11 protein-coding genes are annotated in these 16669 nt (G+C 56.7%); all 11 read left to right on the forward strand.

Annotated features, from left to right (window positions below):
• Window positions 1-62 precede the first annotated feature (62 nt).
• The 11 genes from ribBA to IEW65_RS10640 all read left to right on the forward strand — a co-directional run bounded on the left by ribBA (window position 63) and on the right by IEW65_RS10640 (window position 15497).
• A complete protein-coding gene (gene ribBA, locus IEW65_RS10590) occupies window positions 63-1229 on the forward strand; it encodes a bifunctional 3,4-dihydroxy-2-butanone-4-phosphate synthase/GTP cyclohydrolase II (protein WP_188639428.1) in 1167 nt (388 codons plus the stop codon).
• A 4-nt stretch (window positions 1230-1233) separates the two neighbouring features.
• A complete protein-coding gene (gene ribH, locus IEW65_RS10595; RefSeq protein WP_188639429.1) occupies window positions 1234-1722 on the forward strand; it encodes a 6,7-dimethyl-8-ribityllumazine synthase in 489 nt (162 codons plus the stop codon).
• The gene (nusB, locus tag IEW65_RS10600) at window positions 1719-2222 is read left to right on the forward strand and encodes a transcription antitermination factor NusB (protein ID WP_188639430.1); all 504 of its coding nucleotides are present in this window, start codon (window positions 1719-1721) and stop codon (window positions 2220-2222) included. Before ribH ends, nusB begins: the two co-directional genes overlap by 4 nt.
• A 34-nt stretch (window positions 2223-2256) precedes the next feature.
• On the forward strand, window positions 2257-3234 hold the full coding sequence (thiL, locus tag IEW65_RS10605) for a thiamine-phosphate kinase (RefSeq protein ID WP_188639431.1): 978 nt from the start codon (window positions 2257-2259) through the stop codon (window positions 3232-3234).
• The gene (locus IEW65_RS10610; RefSeq protein WP_188639432.1) at window positions 3231-3704 is read left to right on the forward strand and encodes a phosphatidylglycerophosphatase A family protein; all 474 of its coding nucleotides are present in this window, start codon (window positions 3231-3233) and stop codon (window positions 3702-3704) included. The genes thiL and IEW65_RS10610 overlap by 4 nt, the downstream gene beginning before the upstream one ends.
• Before the next feature lie 108 nt (window positions 3705-3812).
• Window positions 3813-5069 (forward strand): DUF945 family protein, encoded by a 1257-nt coding sequence (locus IEW65_RS10615; protein ID WP_188639433.1) that lies wholly within the window; start codon window positions 3813-3815, stop codon window positions 5067-5069.
• A 143-nt stretch (window positions 5070-5212) separates the two neighbouring features.
• The gene (lon, locus tag IEW65_RS10620) at window positions 5213-7672 is read left to right on the forward strand and encodes an endopeptidase La (RefSeq protein ID WP_188639434.1); all 2460 of its coding nucleotides are present in this window, start codon (window positions 5213-5215) and stop codon (window positions 7670-7672) included.
• Window positions 7673-7831: 159 nt separating this feature from the next.
• Complete coding sequence (locus IEW65_RS10625; RefSeq protein WP_188639435.1) at window positions 7832-10003, forward strand: methyl-accepting chemotaxis protein; 2172 nt, start codon at window positions 7832-7834, stop codon at window positions 10001-10003.
• A gap of 205 nt (window positions 10004-10208) precedes the next feature.
• Entirely contained in the window at window positions 10209-12380 is a 2172-nt protein-coding gene (locus IEW65_RS10630; RefSeq protein WP_188639436.1) for a methyl-accepting chemotaxis protein, read from the forward strand.
• Window positions 12381-12520: 140 nt separating this feature from the next.
• A complete protein-coding gene (ilvD, locus tag IEW65_RS10635; RefSeq protein WP_188639437.1) occupies window positions 12521-14365 on the forward strand; it encodes a dihydroxy-acid dehydratase in 1845 nt (614 codons plus the stop codon).
• A 76-nt stretch (window positions 14366-14441) separates the two neighbouring features.
• Window positions 14442-15497, forward strand: a complete 1056-nt coding sequence (locus IEW65_RS10640; RefSeq protein WP_188639438.1) for an oxidoreductase — start codon at window positions 14442-14444, stop codon at window positions 15495-15497.
• Window positions 15498-16669: the final 1172 nt, after the last annotated feature.

Genomic DNA, 16669 nt, shown 5'->3' on the forward strand with positions numbered 1-16669 from the left:
CATTGCAAGGTACCCTGACGCCCGAAATCGCATACGATGCGACCACATTTTTTGGAGATTCCATGGCGCACTCCTCTTCTGAGGGTTTATCCCCGATCGCTGAGCTGGTGGAAGATATTCGCCAGGGCAAAATGGTGATTCTCATGGATGATGAGGATCGCGAGAATGAAGGTGATATCATCATGGCCGCCGAAATGGTGAAGCCTGAGCATATCAACTTCATGGCACGCTATGCGTGTGGCCTCATTTGTATGCCAATGACCCGCGAGCGCTGCGAGCAGCTCAACCTGCCGCTGATGGTACGCGACAACGGCTCGGGCTTTGGCACCAAATTCACGCTCTCTATCGAAGCAACTGAAGGCGTGACGACCGGCATTTCGGCTGCTGACCGCGCGCGTACGGTACAGGCCGCGGTAGCCGCGAATGCAAAGCCGTCCGATATCGTACAGCCAGGGCATATTTTCCCGCTCATGGCAGAGCCCGGCGGCGTGCTACGCCGTGCTGGCCACACCGAAGCCGCCTGTGATTTGGCGGCGTTGGCAGGCTTTGACCCCAGCGGTGTGATCTGTGAAATTATGAACGATGATGGCAGCATGGCGCGTCGTCCAGAATTGGAAGTGTTTGCGAAGGCGCATGGCATTAAGATGGGCACGATTGCCGATCTGATTCACTACCGTATAGTGAACGAGCAAACCGTAGACCATGTGGAAACCACCCAGGTATCTACCGTTCACGGACAGCTGGCGCTGCATGTGTTCCGCGACCGTATTCAAGGAGCGCATCATCTGGCGCTGGTGAAAGGTCAGCCAACGCCTGAACAAGCCACTACCGTACGTGTCCATTTAGCCGACACCCTGCGCGATGTGATGGGCCTGATGAAGGGCGAACAATGCAGGTGGGATGCCCACCGTGCCATTGACCAAATCGCCCAGGCACCGGCTGGCGTGTTTGTTCTGATTGATGACGGACGCCCGAATCAAGATTTGAAAGACCAGCTAGATATCTATCTGGATCGTGTGCGTCAACCGCGTACTAGCGATTCAGATGGGTCTGGCAACTACTTAACGATTGGTACTGGTTCGCAGATTCTGCGCCACTTAGGCGTGGGTAAAATGCGGCTACTCAGCTCTCCGTGGAAATTCTCAGCGCTCTCTGGGTTTGACCTGGAAGTGGTTGAGCGCCTGGGGCCAAACGACACGGCCGACGAGCCAACTTCTCAGCAGGAATAATGTGATGCAATCCCTTTCGCAAATTGAAGGCACTTTTGTAGACGTCGATGGACGCTACGTGATCGTGGTGGGCCGCTTTAATCACCACGTCGTAGATAGCTTAGTAGAAGGCGCTGTCGACAGCCTGACACGCCACGGTGTGGATGTGGAAAATATTCATATCGTTCATGTGCCGGGCGCGTGGGAACTGCCCCTTGCCGTGAAGCGTGTGCTGAAGGTCATGAAACCAGACGCGGTGATTGCCCTGGGTGCTGTCATTCGTGGCGGCACGCCGCACTTTGAGTACGTGGCGGGCGGCTGCAATACAGCGATGAACCATCTTCAGCTTGAGTTTGATACACCGGTCGCCAATGGCGTATTGACCGTTGAATCTATCGAGCAAGCCATTGAGCGTGCGGGCACCAAAGCCGGTAACAAAGGCACCGAAGCCGCCATGGCCGCGATGGAAATGGTATCGCTGCTACGCGCTCTGCCGGTAGGAGACTCTCAATGAGCGAGCGTCGTGAGCGCAAGCCCTCTGCGGCACAGCAGGGGCGTCACGCCGCAAGGGAATTAGCGGTACAAGGACTTTACCAGTGGCATATGACCGGTAAATCCATTACCACGATTGAAGCTGAATTTCGTAGCCAAGTGGCTGACGATGATTTAGAAGATCATGAGAACTGGGTAAAAGTCATGGAGATCGCGGACAAAGCGCTGTTCCATGAGCTGCTGCATAACACGGTGCGTTTTAAAGCCGAGTTAGATCGCGATATTGCGCCGTTGCTGGATCGTCGTTTGGAAGATTTAGACGCGGTGGAACTGGCCATTCTTCGCCTGGGAGCCTACGAGCTCTCTCGGCGTATGGAAGTGCCTTACCGCGTAGTGATTAACGAAGGCGTTGAGCTGGCAAAATCATTTGGCGCCACCGACGGCCATAAATACGTGAATGGTATTCTCGATAAGCTGGCGAACCGCTTACGAAGTGCCGAAGTCAGCGCCCGCCGCCTATAAGCGGCTGGCCTGATCAAGCGTTTAAGGGGCCTTTGTGCTTGCCGAATTTGATCTGATTCGACGTTACATGATGTCGCCGCAGGAGGCGCAAGCGACAGATGGCGTTGCCCTAGGATGCGGCGATGACGCCACACTATTGATTCCCCAGTTAGGCCAACAGCTTGTCGTAAGCGTTGATACCTCTGTGGTGAACATACACTTCCCCCACGATGCCCCCGCCCACGCGGTAGGGCATCGTGCGTTGGCGGTCGCGCTGAGTGATTTGGCCGCCATGGGGGCAACGTCGCGCTGGTGTCTGATGGCGCTTACCCTTGATCAGCGTGTTTTCAAGGAAGAAACCGCCGCCGAGCAATGGTTGGCAGGCTACGCCCGTGGCTTCCATGCGTTATGCCAGCAGCACGCCACCACCCTCGCCGGAGGCGATGTAACCTCTGGCGCGCTCAGCATTAGCGTGACGGTAATGGGGGAAGTGCCTGCTGAGTTAGCCATGACGCGTTCAGGCGCTCAGCCGGGTGATGTAGTGGCCGTGACCGGCGCGTTAGGCGGTGGTGCTGGCGGGCTAGCGTTGTGGCAACAGGGTGAGCGAGACCTGACACACCCATTGCTACAGCGCTATCTTATGCCTCAGCCACGGCTGGCGGCGGGCATTGCCTTGCGTGGACTTGCCACTGCAGCCATGGATATTTCCGATGGCCTGCTGGCGGATTTAACCCATCTGCGCGAAGCCTCTCAGGTAGGCGTTGTGCTTGAGCCTGAAGCGCTACCCTTGGTAGAAGGATTAGTAGATGCGCTAGGCCGTGAGGCGGCATTGTCCGCTGCGCTGTCGGGGGGAGACGACTACGAGCTTTTAGTGACGCTGTCTCCTGACAACGTGGCACAAGCGCGAGCGCAATTGGCTGAGTGTGGGCTCTCACTGAGTGTGATTGGTCACTGTAGCGAAGCGTTAGGGGTAACCGGTGTGCCCGCTCAAGCCGCCACTGGCTGGCAGCATTTTTGTGGAGGCGCCCAATGAATCGAGCACCGGCGAGCGTTTGGCGACGGCCCACTCACTTTTTTGCCTTTGGCCTAGGTAGCGGCACAGTGCCCTGGGCACCGGGCACCTTCGGTACGCTAGCCGCCATTCCCTTTTATTGGATGATGGCCGACCTAACCTTGGGCTGGTACCTCGGCATTGTGCTGGTCGCTTTTGTGGTCGGGGTATGGCTGTGCGACAAAACTTCCCATGACCTAGGCGTGCATGACCATTCCGGTATTGTCTGGGATGAGTTCGTTGGCTATTGGATTACCATGGCAGCCGTGCCATTCTCCTGGGAAGCAGCGCTCTGGGGGTTTGTGGTCTTTCGTATTTTCGATGTTTTCAAGCCGTGGCCCATTCGTTGGGCAGACCGCCGGGTAGCCGGTGGCTTTGGCATTATGATTGATGATGTCATGGCAGGCATTTATGCCTGGAGCACCATGCACCTGTGGTTCTGGTTGCATTAATCAAAAGGATGACATGAAGAGAGCCAATGGCCTGTTATGTTAAGCAACTAGCCGCCAGCAGAAATGCAGGGAGTAAGGTATCGCAGGGAGGCTATTCAAGGAGATAGCATGCGCAAGGAACGTTTGATCGTGCCTGTCCTCGCGACGATTGCCGTCGTTTGGATGGTCGCGCAACTGCTATCCAGCGTTCTATTTGAACGCAGTCTCCGCCAAGCGCTGGAGGATTTGGAAGCGCGTGGTGAGTGGCGTGTGAGCCGATTAGAAAGCCGTCAGGGGTGGCTGAGCTCCCGCGGTCGGCTCGTACTGTCACCGCTGCTAGGCCGACCTTGGCGCTTGGAACTCACATATCGCGCGCGGCACGGTGTGCTCAGTACCGATGTAGAAGGTACGCTGCTGCCGCGCTTGGATAGCGTGCTACAAAAAGCCGTGGGTGAAGTCTCGGCCCCTTCCGTACCGCGCTGGCAGGGCCGCTATCAAACATTGAGTGGCCACACCGAACTGCGCTTAGCGCTTGCCCCTTTTGTTATCCAGCAAAATGGTCGTGAACTGGATGTGCGTGGAGCGCGTGTCCGCTTAGAAGGTATGTTTGGTGACTGGCGTCTTCGTGGGCTGCTGGATCAACTCACCTTGACCGATGGCCTTTCTCAGCTAACGCTAGGGCCCACCACGCTGGAAAGCCGATACACCTATATTGATGACGCCTACCACTTTGCCCAGCGCGACCACCTGCATATTGAGCAGTTAGCGCTTCATTATCCCGCTTATGATATCCACGTTGCGCCCCTGGACGTACACAGCCACATGGAGTTGGATGAAAGCGAGCTGCGTCTTAAAGGCGAGCTAGTGGTTGGGGAAGTGCGCGTGCCTAGCGAAGCCCCTGATACGCCTCTACTCAGTGGCCGGATAGAAGCCGAGCTTTCCCGCTTAAACGCGGATGCCGTACGTCAAACCATTCGTCGTTTGCGCCAAGAAGCGGCCTGGGGAGACACCAGTCTACCCATGGCAGAAGGTCTGTTAGCCCGTTTAGAGCCCGATTTACGACAGGTGTTGAGTGACTCCCCCCGATTAGACGTGACGACCATCACACTCGATAGCCCGCTGTTAGGGCTGCAAGTAGAGGCGGATGGCGCACTGTTTTTCGATGCTCGCCGCTTAGATGAGCTGCGGATCACGGCGCTAGATAAACCGGAAGAGCGTCACCGCTGGTTAGAGCGCATCGACGGCGATTTTATTTGGCATGATGCCCCCACCGTAGCGGCGCTTTGGCTGGGACTACCCTTGGGGACACGGGAGCTGCAGTTTGATGTGATTCGCGGCGTATGGCGCGTGAATGGGCGCCCTATGCCGCCGCTGCTACAGCCTTAACCGTAAGCCCATCATAACGGCAATTGCTGATGTCCAAGTGATGAGCTAAATCACGTTTAGGGTTGAAGTTTTCGCTCTATGCCCACATTCCTTTAACAATGCTAAGCGACGAAAGCCGCTAACCACTGTTGATGGGAGGGCGCATGAGCGACCAGGATTACGAACGCGATCACGAACACCATGAGTGGCTCACCGATAAGGAGCCACAAGACGCCCGCAACGAAAGCACTGAAAGTGAGCATTATCGCTCTGACGGAGAGCGCGTTAACTCACTAGTGCCCGCCAGTGAAATGCTGCCCGAACGCATTTATCTGCTGCCGATTCACAACCGCCCCTTCTTTCCTGCCCAGGTGCAGCCGCTGGTCATCAACCGCGAGCGCTGGGAGGAGACCATGCGCCGGGTTGGTAATACGCCGCACCACACCATTGGCGTGGCCTTTGTGGGTGAGCACGGTCTTGAGTCCCTGGATCACGAAGGGTTTCCTGAGATTGGCACCGCCGTCAAGGTGCATAAGCTGAAAAGTGAAGATCAGCAAATTCAGTTTATTGCCCAGGGCCTGCAGCGTTTTAAAATTCAGCGCTGGCTATCAAAAGAGCCGCCATACTTGGTAGAAGTTACCTACCCGAAAGAGCCCGTAAATGCTGAAGACGAAGAGACCCGGGCGTATGCCATGGCGATCATTAACGGCATTAAAGAGCTGCTGCCCATCAACCCGCTCTATGGGGAAGAGCTAAAACATTACCTCAACCGCTTTAGCCCTCATCAACCGGGCCCGCTGACGGATTTTGCAGCAGCCATTACCTCCGCTAAAGGCCCCGAGTTGCAGGACGTGTTAGCCACGCTGCCCGTCGCCGAGCGCATGCACAAAGTGCTGCCGCTGCTGCGTAAAGAGATTGATGTGGCACAGCTGCAAAGCGAAATCAGCGAGCAGGTCAACGCGCAGATGCAGGAGCGTCAGCGGGAGTTTTTCCTCCGCGAACAGCTTAAGGTGATTCAGCGTGAGCTGGGGATCTCCAAAGACGACCGCGAAAACGACGTGGATACCTTTAGGAACCGGCTTGATTCCCTAGTGGTGCCAGAGCGCGTGCAGGCACGCATTGATGATGAGCTCAATAAGCTCAGCGTTTTGGAAACCGGCTCGCCGGAGTACGGCACAACCCGCAACTACCTGGATTGGCTGACATCATTACCTTGGGGGGTAACTAGCCAAGACCAGCTGGATCTTCCGCACGCCAGGGCAGTGCTCGACCGCGACCACGATGGCCTGAAAGACGTCAAAGAGCGGATTATCGAGTTTCTCGCCGAAGGCACGTTCAAGGGCGATGTAGGTGGCTCGATTGTGCTGCTAGTGGGCCCGCCTGGGGTTGGTAAAACCTCCATTGGGCGCTCCATTGCCGAGGCGCTGGGCCGTGAGTTCTACCGCTTCTCGGTGGGCGGTATGCGCGATGAAGCCGAAATTAAAGGCCACCGGCGCACCTATGTGGGCGCTATGCCCGGCAAGCTGGTTCAAGCCTTTAAAGAGGTGGAAGTCGAAAACCCGGTCATCATGCTGGATGAGATCGACAAGCTGGGCCAATCCTTCCAGGGTGATCCCGCGTCAGCGCTGCTGGAAGTGCTTGATCCAGAGCAGAACGTCGACTTCCTGGATCACTACCTCGACGTACGGATGGATCTCTCCAAGGTGCTCTTCGTATGCACCGCCAACACCTTAGACAGCATCCCCGGGCCTCTACTGGACCGTATGGAGCAGATTCGCCTGTCGGGCTACATCGCCGAAGAGAAGCTGCAAATCGCTAAGCACCACCTGTGGCCCAAGCTGCTTAAGCGCGATAACTTGCCGAAAAAGCGCATTAACCTAAGCGATGCGGCGCTGAAGCAGGTGATCGACGGTTATGCCCGTGAAGCAGGCGTACGTCAGTTGGAAAAACAGCTGCACCGCATTGTACGTAAAGCCGCAGTGAAGCTGCTGGAAGAGGAGGTCGAGACCGTCAAAGTTTCGGTCAAAAACCTGGAAGAGTTCCTGGGCGCACCGCTCTTCCGTAAAGAGAAAGTCCTGAAAGGCGAAGGCGTCGTCACAGGACTTGCTTGGACATCCATGGGTGGTGCCACGCTGCCGATTGAGGCAGGCAAGGTGCATTCGCTAGATCGCGGCTTCAAGCTAACCGGCAAGCTCGGCGATGTGATGAAAGAGTCGGCCAATATTGCCTATAGCTACACGCTGGGGCATTTGGCGGAGTACGGTGCGGATGCAGATTTCTTTGATTCTGCGTTTGTTCATCTCCACGTGCCTGAAGGGGCAACGCCTAAGGATGGTCCATCCGCCGGGGTGACCATGACCACCGCGCTACTGTCGTTGGCCAAGCATCAAGCCATCACTCGCCCGCTGGCGATGACCGGTGAGCTTACCCTCACAGGCCAAGTGCTACCCGTAGGCGGTATCCGCGAAAAAGTCATTGCCGCACGGCGCAGCGATATTTTTGAAGTGATCCTGCCTGAAGCAAACCGTCGCGACTACGAAGAGCTACCGGACTATCTGAAAGAGGGGATGACGGTGCACTTTGCCAACCGCTATCGGGATGTCGCTAACGTGGTCTTCAAATAGCGGGCCGATGGCCAGCTGAGGCAGACCATAACATCGTTACAAGCGCCGCTCTGAAGAGAGCGGCGCTTTTTTACATCTGTTTACTGGTTAAGTGCCCCGCTAATTCTGGATAATAGAGAAAAATCAAATTATTAAAAATAATGCCCCTGGGGAGCTTCTATGCGCAACAACCAGCCCGTTACCCAACGTGAATACGTGCTCGATGAAGAGACCGTGCTTATTTCACGCTCTGATTTAAAAGGTAACGTGACCTATGCCAACGCAGCCTTTGTGGAGGTGAGCGGCTATTCAAGGGATGAGCTGCTCGGCGCGCCGCATAATCTCATTCGTCACCCTGATATGCCTGAAGTCGCCTACGCGGATTTTTGGAAAACCATTCAATCAGGCGGCACTTGGCAGGGCACGGTAAAAAACCGCCGCAAAAATGGTGATCACTACTGGGTCAACGCAACGGTGGCTCCCCTGAGAGATGGCGACCGTATTGTGGGGTACACGTCGCTGCGTCGCAAAGCGTCGGATAAGCAGATCGCCCTGGCAGAACGGGTGTATGCGGAAATACGTGAAAAGGGCAAATCCCGTCGCTATGGCTTGCATCAAGGGGCGCTAAAGCGCCGAGGGCTAGGCGGTATTGCGGCGCGTTTTCAATTCACCAGCTTAAAAGCAAAACTGACCGGTATGGTGGTCGTTGCCCTCATCTTGCTCGGGTTGTCGGGCGGCCTGGGGCTTTATGGTTTGAGTGCCTCTGGGGATCGTCTTGAAACCCTCAACCGCGCAGGTCTTGAGGCAGTGGCTGACTTGCAGTTAATAGAACGCCATATTGGGTTAGCGGTGGAGCAGTTGGAGCCCGCCGTCAGAAACCCACGGCGAATAGATATGGAGGCCGTGTCTGCGAGTTTAACGGGCAGCACGCAGACCGCCCAGCAGCTATGGGAAGAGTACCGCCAAACCAGCAGTGCCCCCGAGGAGAGCGTAGAGGCGTTTAATGTTGCCTTTGACGCTTGGCGTGGTGGTGCTACCAGTGCCATTGAGGCTGTAGGCCAAGCCAACGGGTTTGCGGCGTTTGAGGCGCTCAATAGCGTGGTACTTCCTGCCACAACGGAAATTCGTGAGCTTAATAGCCAACTAGTGGATTACGAACGCGCTGGCGCTGCTGCTCTGATGGATGATGCCCGTCATGATCGACAGCAGATGTTTATTGCCCAGCTAGTGCTGCTGCTGATTGGCCTGTGTGTACTGGTGGCCCTCAGCGTCTTCATCCTGAAATCAGTCTTCCGCAGTTTGGCGGGCGCGCGTTATATGACGTTCCAGATTGCAGCGGGTAACTTAGCGGCGCGGGAGCGTCGTCAAAGCAATGACGAGCTAGGGGAGCTGCTCTATTCGCTGGATACCATGCGCTTCAGTTTATCCAGCATCGTGGGCGATGTAGAAAACCGCGTGTCGGTCGTGACACCCGCGATTCAGCAAATTGCCGCCGAGAACGAGGAGCTGGCGAGCCGTACCGAACAGCAGGCATCGTCGCTGCAACAAACCGCCTCTAGCATGGAAGAGATGACCTCGACCGTTCAGCAAAATAACGATAACGCCCGACAAGCGACAGAGCTGGCTCAGCAAAATGCCACCAGCACGCGGGATACTCGTCAGCAGATGGAGCAGTTGGTTGAGCGTATGCAGCGCATTGCTAAGAGTGCCGAAAAGATGACCGAAATGATCGGTGTCATCGATGGCATTGCGTTTCAGACCAATATCTTAGCGCTTAATGCGTCGGTAGAGGCTGCTCGGGCCGGGGAGCATGGACGCGGGTTTGCGGTGGTGGCTAGCGAAGTGCGTATGTTGGCAAGTCGCAGTGCGGATGCGGCGCAAGAAATCCGCAAGATGATCGACAGCACCACGCAAGAAGTGAGCGGCGGTCGCAGTGCGGTTGAGCAAGCGGAAAAGGCCATTGAGAATGTCGTGACACAGGTCAGCCGTGTGAGTGAGCTGATGGCGTCCATCAGTACCGCCTCCAATGAGCAGAGCAGCGGTATCGGGCAGATCAATGCGGCGATTGCCGAAATGGATAGCGTCACGCAACAAAACGCCACCAAAGTGCAGTCGATTGCCGCATCGGCAGATAACCTTGCGCTGGAAGCGTTTGAGCTTGCGAACGTTGTTGACGCCTTCCGCTTAGAGGGCGCGCAGGCAGAGAGCATTAACACCGCCCGTGAAAAGCTTGCCCGTGCCCAAAAAGCCGTAAAGCAGGGAGCCCCCGGATTGCCAAGCGGCAAACCGTCACAACCCAGTGCTCAGCAGCACCGTCAGCGCGATGAGAGTGAAGAGTGGGATGCCTTTTGACGGCTGCGTTTAATCACCATTAGTCACCACCATGCTTTACCATTTGAATATGCCATCCTTTGGGTGGCATATTTTTTGCTCATACTTTCTACTGATATCCGTTGGTTAGGTAGCAGAGTGATTAGAGTGAACGGCTTGGTAAAAAGGACATCGCTGGGTCATTAGGCAAAACAGGCCTTTTTTAAAATAACAGGTGGGGTTCTTTATGAGCATATCCAGCCAGACAGCGCTTGAACTGTCAGATGATCAGGTGTTGATTTCGCGCTCCGATCGTCAGGGGAAGATCACCTACGTGAACCAGACATTTATCGATGTTAGTGGTTACTCGCAGGCAGAGCTAATGGGTGAACCCCATAGCATTTTTCGCGATCCAGAAATGCCCTCATTGGTCTTCAAAAATATGTGGGCCACCATCGAGAAAGGAAAAACCTGGCAAGGGGTGGTGAAAAATCGTAGCAAGAACGGCGATACCTACTGGGTGCATACTACCGTGGCGCCACTGCTGGATGGCAATCGCGTAGCAGGCTATACCGCCATTCGCCGTAAAGCAGGCCAAAAATCAATCGCTCGCGCTATTAAGGGGTATAGCGCGATGCAGCAAGGGCGCAGTCGAGGCTTCAAGCTCCATAATGGTGCATTACGCCGCACCGGGCTGCGTGGTTGGGTGCAACGCTTTAGTTTCAGCAGCATGCAAGCCAAGCTGATGGGAATGGTGATTGCCGCCATTGTGCTGCTTGCCGTGGCCGGAACGGCTGGGGTCTACGGGTTAACCAGCTCTGCTGAGCGGCTGCGTACCCTGAACCAAACGGGTCTTGAAGGCATAGCAGACCTTCAGCAGATTGAGCAGGGCTCCGCACAGCTACTTCAGGCGTTAGAGCCAGCCGTACGTAACCCGCGTCGAGCTGATTTAGTCTTACTGGAAGAACAATTAACGACGCTTCAGGCGGATATCAATCAAACTTGGCAAGACTTTACAGCCCAGCGTACGGAAGCTAGTGGCGTTCAGCAGGGGCTCACAGCGCACTTGGCCACATTTTTAACCGGTGCTGAAACAGCCTTTACCGCGATACGCGATGGCAATGGGTTTGCCGCGTTTGAAGCCTTTAACGATGTTGTGAAACCCACCTCCGACAGCATAAGTGCCACGATCAATTTGCTAGTCGATAACGAGCGCGCCGCTGCGCAAACCTTGATGGCCAATGCGGAGCGTCAGCAGCAGTGGCTACTGTGGGGGCAGTTAGGCGTTCTGTTGTTCGGCATTATCTTGATGGTTTGGCTGAGTGTGGCTGTCCTGAAATCGCTGCTGAAGTCGCTCAACGAAGCTCGCCGTGTCACGTTCCAAATTGCAGCGGGTAACCTCGCTAACCGGGTGACTCTCAAACGCGATGATGAGCTGGGTGAATTGCTGGCGTCGTTAGAAACGATGCGGGCCAGCTTATCTGGGCTGATTACGGAAGTGGGCAATAAGGTCGACGTCGTGACCCCTGCTTCGGAGCATATTAAGCAGCAAAATGAAGAGCTGGCTTCACGCACGGAGCAGCAGGCCTCTTCGCTGCAGCAAACTGCTTCCAGCATGGACCAAATGACCGCGACGGTTCAGCAGAACACGGAAAATGCCCGTCAGGCCAATCAGCTTGCCATGCAAAACGCCACCACCAGCCGCGAGACAGGCGAGCGCATGCAGGCATTAGTAGAGCGTATGGAGCGTATTGCCGCGAGCGCCGATAAGATGAACGACATCATCACCGTGATTGACGGCATTGCCTTCCAAACCAATATTCTGGCGCTAAATGCCTCCGTTGAGGCCGCGAGAGCAGGCGAGCAGGGGCGCGGGTTTGCCGTGGTCGCCAATGAAGTACGTAACTTAGCTGGCCGCAGTGCCGATGCCGCCGGAGAGATTCGTCGCCTAATCGACACCTCCTCCCAGGAAATTGCCGGTGGTGCTGACGCTGTGAAACAGGCCGAGCAGGCCATCGATCAGGTGGTCAGTCAGGTGATGCGGGTCAGCGACATCATGGAAGAGATCAGCACCGCCTCTGATGAGCAAAGCAGCGGCATCGCCCAGATCAATACGGCGGTCTCTGAAATGGACAATGTCACTCAGCAGAACGCTGGCAAGCTGCAGTCCATTTCTAGTGCTGCCCAGCAGCTAACGAACGAAGCGCAGGACTTAGCGAATGTCATTGCTGCCTTCCGGCTAGAAGGGGCAGAAGAGGAGAGCAGCGAAACGGCGCGACTACGGTTACTGCGCAATGATGCCCAAGCGCCTAGCCTACCACTTCATGACACTCAGCCAGAGAATGACCCGCCTCAGCCACGTCCGGCGCTCAAACGGCCGGCCACAGCGAGCACAGAAGAGGAGTGGGAGACCTTCTAACAACTAGGCGGCCTCACAGGCCTTTGGTTGCCCTCTGCATCTAGTCTCAGCGGTGCGCTCATGCCACAATCTAAGACCGCTGGATTCAACTGCCTGCTGCCACGTATGCGGCAGGCCATGATAAAGATGTAGAGGACACCATGCCCGAGTATCGCTCCCGTACCACTACTGCTGGCCGCAATATGGCTGGCGCCCGTGCCCTATGGCGTGCCACCGGTATGAAAGATGACGACTTTCATAAACCGATTATTGCGGTCGCCAACTCCTTCACCCAGTTTGTACCCGGTCATGTGCATCTAAAAGACATGGGCCAACTGGTGGCGCGTGAGATTGAAAAAGCGGGCGGCGTAGCCAAAGAGTTCAACACCATCGCCGTGGACGACGGCATCGCCATGGGCCACGACGGCATGCTCTATTCGCTGCCGAGCCGCGATATCATCGCCGACAGTGTCGAGTACATGTGTAACGCCCACTGTGCCGATGCGCTAGTGTGTATTTCCAACTGCGACAAAATTACCCCCGGAATGCTGATGGCCGCGATGCGCCTCAATATTCCGGTGATTTTTGTATCAGGCGGCCCGATGGAAGCCGGTAAAACCAAGCTGCTCAACCACGGCCTAGACTTGGTCGATGCCATGGTCATGGCGGCCGATGACAGCGTGGATGATGAAACGCTGGCGGAAGTAGAGCGCAGTGCTTGCCCCACCTGTGGTAGCTGTTCAGGTATGTTTACCGCCAACTCCATGAACTGCTTGATGGAAGCATTGGGCCTAGCGCTGCCAGGTAATGGTACCGTGCTGGCAACCCACTCAGACCGTCGTCGACTGTTTGAAAATGCGGGTCACCGCATTGTTGAACTCGCTAAACGGTTCTACGAGGGCGAAGAGGCCCACCTGTTGCCCCGTGCAATTGGCAACAAGGCGGCGTTTAAAAACGCCATGACGCTCGACATTGCCATGGGCGGCTCTACCAATACCATTCTTCACCTATTAGCAGCGGCGCAAGAGGCAGAAGTCGACTTCTCCATGTCGGATATCGACCGACTTTCCCGGGAAGTGCCGCAGCTGTGTAAAGTGGCTCCTAATACCCAGAAGTACCATATTGAAGATGTACACCGTGCGGGTGGCATTATGGCCATTTTGGGCGAGCTGGACCGGGCAGGCGTGCTGGATACCTCGGTTCCTACCGTCTACGGCGACAGTTTAAAAGCGGCGCTTGATGAGTGGGATATCATGCGCTCGCCAAGCCCTGAGGTGGTTGAGTTCTTTAAAGCAGGTCCGGGTGGCGTGCCAACGCAAACAGCGTTCTCGCAGAGCACGCGCTGGCCAAGTCTCGATGGCGACCGCGCCACCGGCTGTATCCGCGATTTGGAGCACGCGTTCTCCCGCGAGGGCGGCCTGGCCGTGCTTTACGGCAATATCGCGCTGGATGGCTGCGTGGTGAAAACCGCAGGGGTCGATGACTCCATTTTGGTATTTGAAGGCAAAGCCCACGTGGTGGAGTCTCAAGACCAAGCGGTGACCAACGTGTTAGATGGCAAAGTGAAAGAGGGCGATGTGGTCGTCATCCGCTACGAAGGCCCCAAAGGCGGCCCCGGTATGCAGGAGATGCTGTACCCGACCTCTTACCTGAAATCGAAAGGTTTAGGTAAGGCCTGTGCGCTGCTCACCGATGGTCGTTTCTCCGGCGGTACATCGGGCCTATCGATTGGGCATGTATCCCCGGAAGCGGCAGCAGGGGGCGCGATTGGTTTGGTCGAACAAGGCGACACCATCTTGATCGATATCCCCAACCGCACCATCAACGTGCAGCTCAGCGATGCTGAGTTGGCCAAACGCCGTGAAGCCATGGACGCCAAAGGCAAAGATGCCTGGAAGCCGGTCGAGCAGCGCCCGCGTAAAGTCACGCCTGCGCTCAAAGCCTACGCGCTGCTTGCCACCTCCGCCGATAAAGGCGCGGTGCGCGACCTGTCTAAGCTAGATTAATCTCCCCATCAAACAGCCCGTCTCGTACGGGCTGTTTTTTTGCCAACCTGAACCGTCACATCGACTAAGGATTGTAATGAAGGCGATCATCAACGTTGGCCTTGTTGGCTATGGTTTCGCAAGCAAGACGTTTCACGCCCCGCTGATTCAAGCGACTGAAGGGCTAGATTTAGTGGCTGTCTCTTCCAGCGATGAGTCCAAAGTGAAGGCGGATCTGCCAAACGTGGAGGTGGAAAGCCAAGCGCTGGCATTGTGTAAGCGTCAGGATATTGATCTGATCGTGATTCCCACGCCAAACGATACCCACTTCCCTTTAGCCAAAGCGGCGCTCGCGGCGGGTAAGCATGTAGTGGTGGATAAGCCCTTTACCGTCACGCTCTCAGAAGCAAAGCAGCTAAAAGCCCTGGCGGTGGATAAGGAAAGGCTGATTTCGGTATTTCATAACCGCCGCTGGGATAGCGACTTCCTGACCATTCAAGCGCTCTTAAAGGAAGGCACGCTAGGGCGCATGACCGGCTTTGAGTCGCGCTTTGATCGCTTTCGTCCTGAAGTGCGCGACCGCTGGCGGGAAAAAGCTACCCCAGGGGGCGGTATTTGGTACGACTTAGGCCCGCACCTGCTGGATCAAGCCTGCGAGCTATTCGGCACGCCCAGCGCCATTTTGCTAGAGCTAGGCGTACGCCGTGACAGTGCCAAAGCGGATGACGACTTCCTCGCCTTGCTAGAATACGACGGTTTCCGTGTGAGCTTGAGTGCCGGTACGCTAGTGGCAGAACCCACGCCGCGTTACCGTATCCATGGCACCAAAGGTAGCTACATTAAGTACGGCTTAGACCCGCAGGAAGATCGTTTAAAAGCCGGGGAAACGCCGTCGTCTGCCTGGGGAGAGGATAGCCCTGGCACGCTTACCCTGCGCGATGGGGAAGGAGAAGACGCACCGCTAGTCCGTCACGACCACCCCACGCTGCCCGGCGACTATCTCGCCTATTACCAAGGGGTGAGCACGGCGATTCGTGATAAAGCGCCGCTTCCCGTGGATATTGATGACGCCCTGCGTTGCATGGCTCTACTAGAAGCTGGCCTAGACAGCCACCGCCAACGCCGCTGGATCCCGCTAAAACACCACCTATAGCAACGCAGCAGTGGCACCTTCCAGGCGGCTACTCGCCGCCCCTGCGGGTGCCTCCTTCGCTCGTTGCTCTCGCTCTTTCGTTACGCCGCGCTACGTGGTTCCCAGGTGCTCAAGGTGGCCACCCCGTAGCGCGGCGTAAGCGGAGCGCACCCGCGAAGCACCCCGCCAGGGGTGCCGAAGGCGGCACTCAGATGTGATGATTTACGTTGGCCCAACCCAGGCGGCTCATCGCCGCCCCCTCGGGTGCCTCATTTGCTCGTTGCTCTCGCTCATTCGTTACGCCGAGCTACGTGGTTCGACCACACTTAAGGTGGCCACCCCGTAGCGCGGCGTAAGCGGAGCGCACCCGCGAAGCACCCCGGTAGGGGTGCCGAAGGTGGCACTCAGATGTGATGATTTACGTTGGCCAAATCCAGGCGGCTTATCGCCGCCCTCGCGGGTGCCTCATTTGCTCGTGCCTCGCAAGATTCGTTACGCCGCGCTACGTGGCTCCCAGGCTCTCAAGGTGGCCGCTCCGTAGCGCGGCGTAAGCAGAGCGCACCCGCGAAGCACCCCGGTAGGGGTGCCGAAGATGGTACTCAGGTGTGANTCTCAAGGTGGCCGCTCCGTAGCGCGGCGTAAGCAGAGCGCACCCGCGAAGCACCCCGGTAGGGGTGCCGAAGATGGTACTCAGGTGTGATGATTTACGTTGGCCAAACCCAGGCGGCTCATCGCCGCCCTCGCGGGTGCCTCATTTGCTCGTGCCTCGCAAGATTCGTTACGCCGCGCTACGTGGTTCCCAGGCGCTCAAGGTGGCCACCCCGTAGCGCGGCGTAAGCGGAGCGCACCCGCGAAGCACCCCGGTAGGGGTGCCGAAGGCGGCACCAAAGTTGAATGATTTACGGTGGCCCAACCCAGGCGGCTCATCGCCGCCCCGCGGGTGCCTCATTTGCTCGTTGCTCTCGCTCATTCGTTACACCGAGTTACGTGGTTCGACCATACTTAAGGTGGCCACCCCGTAGCGCGGCGTAAGCGATAGCGCACCCGCGAAGCACCCCGACAGGGGTGCCGAAGGCGGCACAGAGATTGAATGATTTACGGTGGCCAAATCCAGGCGGCTCATCGCCGCCCTCGCGGGTGCCTCATTTGCTCGTGCCTCGCAAGATTCGTTACGCCGCGCTACGTGGTTCGAC

The sequence above is a fragment of the Vreelandella lutescens genome, from assembly GCF_014640815.1.
In the GTDB taxonomy this organism is placed as follows: domain Bacteria; phylum Pseudomonadota; class Gammaproteobacteria; order Pseudomonadales; family Halomonadaceae; genus Vreelandella; species Vreelandella lutescens.